We start from the raw sequence: 9,175 nt of genomic DNA on the forward strand, positions 1-9,175 counted from the left end.
TTGTGACGGCGGGTGGGGCCGATCAGGCGTCGATCCGCTCCCGATCGAGCTGGTCGGCCGAGGAGACGATGAACTCGCGACGAGGGTCGACGTCCTTGCCCATGAGCAGCTCGAAGATCTCCTCGGCAGCCTCGAGATCCGCGGTGGTGACGCGACGCAGCATGCGGTGGCGGGGGTCCATCGTCGTCTCGGCCAGCTGGTCGGCGTCCATCTCGCCCAGACCCTTGTAGCGCTGGATCGGCTGCTTGATGTTCTTGCCGCGCGAGCTCAGCGAGGACAACTTCTTGCGCATCTCTGCCTCGGAGTAGGTGTAGATCAACTCGTTCTTCTTCGACCCGGGGTTGATGACCTCGATCCGGTGCAGCGGCGGGACCGCCGCGTAGACCTTGCCGGCCTCGACGAGTGGGCGCATGTAGCGGAAGAAGAGCGTGAGCAGCAGGGTGCGGATGTGGGCGCCGTCGACATCGGCGTCGGTCATGATGATGATCTTGCCGTAGCGGGCGACATCGACGTCGAAGCTGCGCCCGGAGCCCGCACCGATGACCTGGATGATCGAGGCGCACTCAGCATTTTTGAGCATGTCGCCGACTGCGGCCTTTTGCACGTTGAGGATCTTGCCGCGGATCGGCAGCAGCGCCTGGAACTCGCTGTTGCGGGCCTCCTTGGCCGTGCCCATGGCCGAGTCGCCCTCCACGATGAAGAGCTCGGTCTTGTCCACGTCGGTGCTGCGGCAGTCGCGCAGCTTCGGCGGGAGCGAGGACGTCTCCAGGGCGTTCTTGCGGCGCTGGGTCTCCTTGTGCAGCCGCGCGGAGATGCGCGACTTCATCTCGGCCACGACCTTCTCCAGCAGCTGGGCAGCCATCTGCTTGTCGCCGCGCTTGGTCGAGGTGAGCAGCGAGGTCAGCTCCGTCTCCACGACCTTGCTGACGATGGCGCGCACGGCGTTGGTGCCGAGCACCTCCTTGGTCTGCCCCTCGAACTGCGGCTCGGCCAGCCGGACGGTGACGACGGCGGTCATGCCGGCGAGGACATCGTCCTTGTCGACCTTGTCGTTGCCGATCTTGAGCTTGCGGGCGTTGGACTCCAGCTGCTTGCGGAAGACCTTGAGCAGGGCCTGCTCGAAGCCTGCGACGTGGGTGCCGCCCTTGGGTGTGGCGATGATGTTGACGAAGGCGGACAGCTTGGTGTCATAGCCGGTCCCCCACCGCAGCGCGATGTCCACCCCGCACTCACGCTCGACGTCGGTCGGGGTCATGTGGCCCTTGGCATCGAGAACGGGGACGGTCTCGGTGAAGGTCCCGGTGCCCTCGAGACGCCACACGTCCGTGACGGGCGCATCCGGAGCGAGGAACTCGACGAACTCGCTGATCCCACCGTCATGGTGGAAGACCTCCTCGATCGCCTCGTCCTCACGCTCGTCGCGCACGACGAGGGTCAGGCCGGGCACCAGGAAGGAGGTCTGCCGGGCGCGGGCAGCCAAGGCCTCACGGTCGACCCCAGCGCCCTTCAGGAAGATCTGCGGGTCGGCCCAGTAGCGCACCCGCGTGCCGGTCACACCGCGCTTGGTCTTGCCGATGACTGCCAACTCGCTGCCCTTGTCATAGGGGCTGAAGTCGTTGTCAGGAGAGATCTCCCCCTTCGCCCCCGCGACATCGGAAAAGGTGCCGGGTTCGCCGCGACGGAAGCTCATCGCGTAGGTCTTGCCCGCGCGGTCGACCTCGACGTCCAAGCGGGAGGAGAGCGCATTGACCACGGAGGCACCCACGCCGTGGAGTCCACCGGAGGCCGTGTAGGAGCCGCCGCCGAACTTCCCCCCGGCGTGGAGCTTGGTGTAGACGACCTCGACGCCGGTCAGGCCCGTGCGCGGCTCGATGTCGACGGGGATCCCGCGGCCGTTGTCGCGCACCTCGACGGAGTCGTCCGCGTGCAGCACGATCTCGATCCGGTCACCGTGGCCGCCGAGGGCCTCGTCGACCGCGTTGTCGATGATCTCCCACATGCAGTGCATGAGTCCGCGCTGGTCGGTGGAGCCGATGTACATGCCTGGGCGCTTGCGGACGGCCTCGAGCCCCTCGAGAACCTGCAGATGGTGCGCGGTGTAGTCCTGCGCCGTCTTGCTGCTCGCGGTCTTCTTGGCGGTGGTGGTGGCTGCCGGAGGCACGAAGGGGGCCTGCCTTGTCGGTCGTCGGGTGGGACCACTGCAGGCTAGTCCGCAGGCCGGACAGCGCTGGGGAGGTGCCCGCTCGTGGTGTCGCGGACCGCGCCGGGGATGTGCCATCGGTCACGCCACGCGGAAAGGATGCTCCCCGGGAAGCCTTTCGCATGTTTGACTGTTGTCTCGGACGTCCACGGAAATCAGCATGAAATGAGGCAACACGTGAACGCGACCCTGGTAAGCCCCATGACCGCAGCCGACCGCTGCGACCGCTGCGGAGCCAAGGCCTACGTGCGTGCCCGCCTCCACGCGGGCGGCGAGCTGCTCTTCTGCGCCCACCACGGGCGAGAGCACATCCCGGCACTGAAGGATCTGGCAGAGATCGACGACGACACGAGTCGTCTCGACGAGAGCACGACGCCGTCGGCGCCGGTCGAAGAGCGCTGAGCGGCACCAGCGCGTGCTGACCCTGGCCGCAGAGGCCAGCCCTGACCCCACCACGGCAGTGCTGTGGCTCGCCGTCGCGATCTACGTCGTCGGTGTGCTCGGCATCATCATCCCGGTCCTTCCGGGGTTGCTGCTGTGCGTCGCCGCAGTGCTGCTGTGGGCGGCAGAGACCGGCGGGACGATCGCCTGGGTGACCCTCGGGATCGTCGTGGTGATCTACGCGATCTGCCTGACGCTGCAGTTCCTGCTGCCCGGGCGACGGATGAAGCGCGAGGGCGTCGGTGGCCTGACGCTCGCGCTGGGTGTCGTCGGCGCCGTCATCGGCTTCTTCGTCATCCCGGTGGTCGGTCTGCCGATCGGTTTCGTCCTGGGTGTCTTCGCCGCGGAGTACGTCCGTTTCCACGAGATCGACCGGGCCTGGCAGGCCACGAAGTCAGCGCTGCGTGGGGTGCTGCACAGCATGGGGATCGAGCTCGGGGCCTCGCTGCTCATCGCGATCACCTGGACCGCGGGCATCCTCCTGCACTGAGCACTTTCGCCCCCTGCCCTTCTCTCTACCAGCCCTGCCCGTGCTTGCGCCGCTCTTCCCAGCGTTGTTCCATACGCTCCATGAAGGTGCCGTGCTGGGCGGGCTTGCCCGCCTTGCCGGCTCCCTTGGCCCGGGTCCGCTTGCGTCCCGTGCGCGGACTGCGGACCGAGCCGTCATCACCCACGAGCCCGAGTCCCTTGCCCTGCCTGCTCCCGCTGGGGGTGAGCGCGAGGGCAACCGACGCGACGATGAGGACGAAACCGGCGACGCCGACCCACAGGTTGGTGTTGATGCCCAGCAGGACCACACCGAGCCCGGAGATCGCGCCGATGATGCCGATGATCAGCCGCCGACGGTCCGAGTGCTCGGACTTGGCGCCGTTCATCTGCGAGGCAAAGCGAGGGTCCTCGGCCCGGATGGCCTCTTCCATCTCCTCGAGCATCTGCCGCTCGCGCTCTGTCAGCGCCACGGTGACCTCCCTACCAGCCAGATCTCATGCGGGGTGAGCCCGCGGGTCCCCACGTCGGTTGCACCGCCGTGGTCCCCTCAGTCTAGGTCGCGACCGCGGCCTGCGGTAGGTGGGCTCGCCTTGCGACTCCGGTCGGCGAGCAGGCTCGCCGGTCGGACGCTGCCTGCACCGAAGCGCGCGCTTGCTCGGTCGATGGCCCGATCGGCCTCGCGCCAGCCGTGCTCGGGCTCGTCGAGAGCCACCTGGACGGGCGTCGAGGAGGCCTCGGACAGTTGCTCGACCCGCACCCCGACCAGTCGGACGCGGGCGCGTTGCAGGCCCAGTGCGTCGTAGAGCTCTCGGGCCATCGCCGCGATGTCCCGGGAGACGTCGGTGGCATCGCGCAGGGAGCGGGAGCGGCTGATCGTGGAGAAGTCGGCGAAGCGCACCTTGATGCTCACGGTGCGGCCGACGAGCCCGGCGGCCCGTAGGCGGGAGGCGGTCTTGTCGCTCAGCCCCAGCAGGGTGCGGTGGACGATGTCGGGGTCGTCGACGTCATGGTCGAACGTGCGCTCGTTGCCGATGCTGCGCTCGCGTCGGACCGGCTGGACCGCTCGGGGGTCCCGTCCCCAGGCCAGGTCGTGCAGGTGGTTGCCGGTGGCCTCACCGAGCCCTCGTACCAACGTGGCGCGGGGGGTGTGGGCGATGTCGGCGACCGTCTTGAGCCCCAGCCGGGCGAGTGCCTCCTCGGTCTTGTCCCCCACTCCCCACAGCGCACCGACGGGCAGCTGCTGGACAAAGGTGACGACCTCATCGGCGGGGATGACGAGCAGCCCGTCGGGCTTGGCCAGGCCGGAGGCCAGCTTGGCGACGAACTTGCTGCTCGCGACGCCCACGGAGCAGGTGATGCCTTGCTCGTCGGCGACGGTGTCGCGGATGCGCTGGGCGATCGTCGCCGGTGAGCCCATGAGCCGCACGGCGCCGGCGATGTCGAGGAAGGCCTCGTCACTGCTCAGTGGCTCCACGTAGGGGGTGATGTCGGCGAAGGTCGCCATGATCGCCGCAGAGATGCGCGAGTAGAGCTCGTGCTCCGGCGGCAGGATCGTCGCCTGCGGGCACAGCCGTCGGGCGCGCCCCATCGGCATGGCCGAGGAGACGCCGAAGGCCCTCGCCTCGTAGGTCGCCGACAGGACGACTCCGCGGTTGCCGCCGCCGACGATGACCGGGGTCCCGACGAGCTCGGGGTGGGCGATGAGGGACGCCGAGGCGAAGAAGGCATCCATGTCGACGTGCAGGATCGTGCACCCGGTGTCGTCCGGGGGCCCCTGACCAGCCCGCGGCGGGGGCCGGTACTGACGCCGGCTCATCGTCGCTCAGTCGCGACGGGCGATGAGGTGGACGGCGCCACCCAGCGCAGACAGTCCGATGCGACCGGCGTCGGCGGAGGCCAGCTCCTCGAGCTCCAGGAGCGCCTGGCGGTCGGCCTCGGTGTCGACGAAGGTGCTGGGCACGACATCGCTGAAGATCCGCACCCCTCGGGTCTCGAGGGTGGTGAAGCCGGCGCGCGTGAGCATCTCGGCGAGCGCCGCCCGGTCGAAGCGTCGCGGCACCGGGTCCTCCTCGCCCCACCGGCCGTCAGGAGCGGTGAGCGCTGTGCGGGCCTGGTCGAAACGCCCGGCGAGGGCTCGGCCGATGACCGCGGCCACCCGCTGCGCGGTGACGAGGGACAGGTGCCCGCCGGGGGCGAGGACCTCGGCGATGCGGGCGAGGGTGGCCTCGGGGTCCTCGACGTACTCGAGGGTGCCGTGGCAGCACAGCAGATCGATGCTGCCGGGCGCGGCGATGCCGGCGAGGGTGTCTGCGTCGCCCTGGACGGCGCTGATCCGGTCTGCTGCGTCGGACTCGGCGACCCGTCGGCTCATCGAGGCGAGCGCGTCGGGGCTCGGGTCGACGACCGTGACGGTGTGGCCCTGCTCGGCGAGGGCGACGGCCAAGCCGCCGGTGCCACCGCCGAGGTCGAGGACGCGCAGTGGTCGGGAGAGCTCGCTCTGGCGGGACTCGCTGAGCTCACGCACCTGCGACCAGATCGCGGCGGTCCGGACATTGCCCTCGACACCGCTGCTTCCACGGCGCCACGCTCGCTCATCAGTCATGGCTCCAACCCTAGTCGCCGCCGGTGACACCCCCTCCGCGCGTCGGGCGTTCGCCCCCTTTGAAGGGGGCGAACGCTCAGCGGCCAGAGCTGCGGCATCCCGGTTGGTCCCCACCAGCGGGGACCAAGAGATCCAGACACAAGGGGTCGAAGAACCTCGGTCTGACCGCTCGACCCCTGCCACCTCGAACCGACGACCGGCGCGAAGGGAGATTCGCCCCCTCTGAAGGGGGCGAATCTCAGTGGCCGGAGCTGCCGGGCGAGGAGTGCCACAGCTTGCGTGGGGGCTCGACACCCGTGCCTGCAGGGCGGGTGTCGGCCCACGGTGACTGACGGAAGCCCGACGCGTGGACGAGCACCCGGTGCCCCTCGGGCTGCTGATGCGCGGCGTCGCGAGCCCGGGCGAGATCGTCGGCCTCGTCGAGCGCGGCGTGCACGGCCTCGATCCCGCCGCGCTCCCAGGCCTCCCACAGCGTCGACAGCTCCCACGCACCGGAGGCGAGCATCGAGATCCCGCGCGGCCCGGCCCGGCGGGTCGTACCGCGCACGAGCAGCAGCCAGGAGTGGAAGATCGTCGCCGCGTAGGGCCCCTGCACGTCCTCGAAGAAAGTCGCGTCGACCGGGCCGGTCGAGTCATCGACGGTGAGGAAGACGACCCGACGTCCGGAGCGGATCGGTGGCGTCTGGGTCGCGACCTTGACCCCGGCGGCGAGGATCTGCGCGCCATTGCGGACGGAGAGCAGGTCGGCGCTGCGGGTCACGCCAAGCGCCTGGAGCATCGGCGCGTAGAAGTCCATGACATGCCTGGACGCGTCGAGGCCGAGAATCTCCAGCTCGGCACTCACCTGGTCGGGGACGGTCATCTCGGGCAGCCCGACGCCTTCACCGAGCTCTGGGGAGTCACCGAGGTCGAGGGTCAGCTGGCTGGCGACCGCGGTGACGGTGCTCGTGCGCACCTGCTGCGCCCCCGGCTGGCCGGCGGCCCATGTCGGGGCATCGGCCCGCCGCGTCCGCCCTCGGGAGCGCCCCGATGTGGCGCGTGACCAGCGGTCGAGCTCGGCGACGTGCAGCAGCAGGTCACGGCGGGTCAGCCGGCCACGGTTGCCGAGCCCCGGACCACCACGCCCTGCCCCGGTGCCGTGTACGGAGTCGAAGGCCCCGACGAGGATCAACCGCTCGACGACCGGCCGGCTCACCGCAGCCCGCTGCCAGAAGTCGGCGAGTGAGTCGTAGGGCGCCCCGGCGACGACGCGAGCGATCTCACTGTCGCTCATGCCCTTGACATCGGCGAGCGAGAGGCGGATCCCCCAACCGGACCCGTCGGGCAGGTCCGGGTCGTCCGGGGGCTGCCCGGCCACGGGCGCGCGCTCGATGCGGTACTCCCCCGTGCTCGCGTTGACGTCGACGCCGAGGACCGTGACACCTAGCGAGCGGGCCTCCTCGAGGAGCAGCCGCTTGGGGTACATGCCGGGGTCGTGGGTGAGGACGCCGGCGAGGAAGGCTGCCGGGTGGTGGGTCTTGAGCCACGCGGACTGGTAGGTCGGCATGGCGAAGGCCGCGGCGTGCGCCTTGCAGAAGCCGAAGGAGGCGAAGGCCGCGAGCACCGTCCAGATCCGGTCGATGTCGGCCTGCGGGTAGCCGCGGGCGGCCGCAGCGGGACGCCACCAGGCCTCGATGCGCGCCTGCCCGTCGGGGCTGCCCATGGTGCGCCGCACCTCGTCGGCCTGTGCCAGGGTCGCGCCGCTCGTCTCGGAGATGATCCGCAGCATCTGCTCGTGGAAGACGACGACGCCCTCGGTCTCGGCGAGCGCCGGGACGAGCCGGTCGTGGAGCAACTGCGGCCGCGACCATCCGTGCCGGGCCTCGAGGAAGGGTCGGATCATGTCCGACTTCACCGGGCCGGGACGAAAGAGCGAGATGTCGATGATCAGGTCGTCGAAGACGGTGGGCGCGAGCTTGCCGATGAGCTCGCGCTGCCCGGGGCTCTCGATCTGGAAGCACCCGAGAGTGCGGGTCGTCCGGATCATCGCGAAGGTCGCCGGGTCGTCGAGCGGCACATCGGCCCGGTCGTCGAGATCGATCCGCCCCCCGTCGACCCGCTCGACCTCGCCGACTGCGTGCGCCATGGCCGACTGCATCCGGATGCCGAGGATGTCGAGCTTGAGCAGACCGAGCGCCTCGACATCGTCCTTGTCGAACTGGCTCATCGGGAAGCCCAGCCAGCTCGACTCGACCGGGGTGCGGTCGAGCAGCCCGCCGTCGGACAGGACCACCCCGCAGGGGTGCAGGGCGATGTGCCGAGGGAGTCCGTCGAGACGCTCGACCAGGTCGAAGAGCACCCCGAGCCGTGGTCCGTCGAGGCTGCGGGTGCGCAGCTCGGGCAGCTCGGCCATCGCCGAGCGCACGTCCTTGGCGCGGATGTGCGGGAAGGCCTTGGCGATCTCGTCGACCTCCGAAGGGGGGACCCCCAGCGCCGCTCCGACGTCACGGATCGCGTGCCGCGCCTTGTAGGTGTCCATCATCGACACGCACGTCACCCGGTCGCGGCCGAAACGCTCCAGGACCAGCTCGTACATCTCGGTCCGGCGCGCGGACTCCACGTCGATGTCGATGTCGGGCAGCTCGGCCCGCAGCGGCGAGCAGAAGCGCTCCATGAGCAGGTCGTGCCGGATCGGGTCGATGGCGCTGATGCCGAGCAGGTGGTTGACGAGGCTGCCCGCCCCGGAGCCGCGGGCGGCGACGCGCACCCCGGCGTCGGTGATGAGGTCGACGACCTCCGCGACGGTCAGGAAGTAGGTCGGGTAGCCCAGCGCCTCGACGACGTCGAGCTCATCGGCCAGCCGCTCCTCGACCCGGCGCAGCGCGGCCGGCAGTGCGTCGGGGTAGCGCGCGCCGATCGCTGCCCGGCACCGCTGCGCGAGCACTGCCTGCGGGTCCTCGTCGGGCCGCAGCCCCAGCACGTGCGCCTCCGGGAGGTGCACCCGGCCGATGCCCAGGTCCTTGCGGTCGTCCAGCGCACATCCCATCGCCGTGCGCACGGTGTCCTCGAGCAGTGCGCGAGCCCGCTGGGTCGGGCTCGCGCAGGACCATCCGCCGGCGCCTCCCCCGAGGGCAGTCGTCACGCGGTGGGCACTCGCGGCCATCGTCGCGTCGTCAGCGAGGTGCCCGGCCGTCGTCACCCGGTCCAGGTGCCGGGCGTCGAGGGCGACGAGTCGCCGGGTCGCGTCGAGGACATCGGCGGTGCTCGCGTCCTCCGGCCGCAGGTGGCGCACGGCCGCGGTGAGCACGGCCGGGACACCGCAGGAGTCGGCCAGGCCGAGGAGGTGCGCGGCGTGGCCGGTCGAGGCGGGTGTGCCCGGCGGGCCCCCGTGGTCGACGACCTCGATCGCGAGCGCGCCGGCGGGCAGCACCTGCTGCCACGCCTGCAGCCGCTGACGGGCGAGG

The 9,175-nt window shown here is 70.5% G+C and carries 7 protein-coding genes; 2 read left to right on the forward strand and 5 right to left on the reverse strand.

All coding sequences use genetic code 11. From position 1 onward, the window contains the following. Positions 1-22 precede the first annotated feature (22 nt). Positions 23-2,161, reverse strand: a complete 2,139-nt coding sequence (locus tag JLI01S_RS11435) for a DNA gyrase/topoisomerase IV subunit B (RefSeq protein ID WP_068264609.1) — start codon at positions 2,159-2,161, stop codon at positions 23-25. Between the two features lie 240 nt (positions 2,162-2,401). On the opposite strand from JLI01S_RS11435, the gene JLI01S_RS11440 reads away from it, so the two are divergent. Both JLI01S_RS11440 and JLI01S_RS11445 read left to right on the forward strand, forming a co-directional pair. Next, positions 2,402-2,602 carry a DUF7455 domain-containing protein gene (locus JLI01S_RS11440; protein ID WP_174521319.1) on the forward strand — a complete coding sequence of 67 codons (201 nt, stop codon included), beginning with the start codon at positions 2,402-2,404 and terminating at the stop codon, positions 2,600-2,602. Positions 2,603-2,615: 13 nt separating this feature from the next. Next, complete coding sequence (locus JLI01S_RS11445) at positions 2,616-3,131, forward strand: DUF456 domain-containing protein (RefSeq protein WP_068264616.1); 516 nt, start codon at positions 2,616-2,618, stop codon at positions 3,129-3,131. Between the two features lie 25 nt (positions 3,132-3,156). Here the strand turns inward: JLI01S_RS11445 and JLI01S_RS11450 are convergent, their stop codons facing one another. The 4 genes from JLI01S_RS11450 to dnaE all read right to left on the reverse strand — a co-directional run. Continuing rightward, positions 3,157-3,600, reverse strand: a complete 444-nt coding sequence (locus tag JLI01S_RS11450; protein ID WP_068264620.1) for an SCO2097 family morphological protein — start codon at positions 3,598-3,600, stop codon at positions 3,157-3,159. A 77-nt stretch (positions 3,601-3,677) separates the two neighbouring features. Further along, entirely contained in the window at positions 3,678-4,946 is a 1,269-nt protein-coding gene (gene dinB / locus JLI01S_RS11455; RefSeq protein WP_068264623.1) for a DNA polymerase IV, read from the reverse strand. A gap of 6 nt (positions 4,947-4,952) precedes the next feature. Further along, positions 4,953-5,732 carry a class I SAM-dependent methyltransferase gene (locus tag JLI01S_RS11460; RefSeq protein WP_068264625.1) on the reverse strand — a complete coding sequence of 260 codons (780 nt, stop codon included), beginning with the start codon at positions 5,730-5,732 and terminating at the stop codon, positions 4,953-4,955. A 238-nt stretch (positions 5,733-5,970) separates the two neighbouring features. Then, on the reverse strand, positions 5,971-9,175 hold a 3,205-nt coding region (gene dnaE, locus JLI01S_RS11465; protein ID WP_068264627.1), incomplete at its 5' end, for a DNA polymerase III subunit alpha.

It is taken from the genome of Janibacter limosus NBRC 16128, assembly GCF_001570985.1.
Classification (GTDB): domain Bacteria; phylum Actinomycetota; class Actinomycetes; order Actinomycetales; family Dermatophilaceae; genus Janibacter; species Janibacter limosus.

What these genes read in the sequence shown, in the direction of transcription:
- JLI01S_RS11440 (WP_174521319.1), top strand. Translation starts at nt 2,402, where the DNA reads ATGACCGCAGCCGACCGCTGCGACCGCTGCGGAGCCAAGGCCTACGTG.
- JLI01S_RS11460 (WP_068264625.1), bottom strand. Translation starts at nt 5,732, where the DNA reads ATGACTGATGAGCGAGCGTGGCGCCGTGGAAGCAGCGGTGTCGAGGGC.
- dinB (WP_068264623.1), bottom strand. Translation starts at nt 4,946, where the DNA reads ATGAGCCGGCGTCAGTACCGGCCCCCGCCGCGGGCTGGTCAGGGGCCC.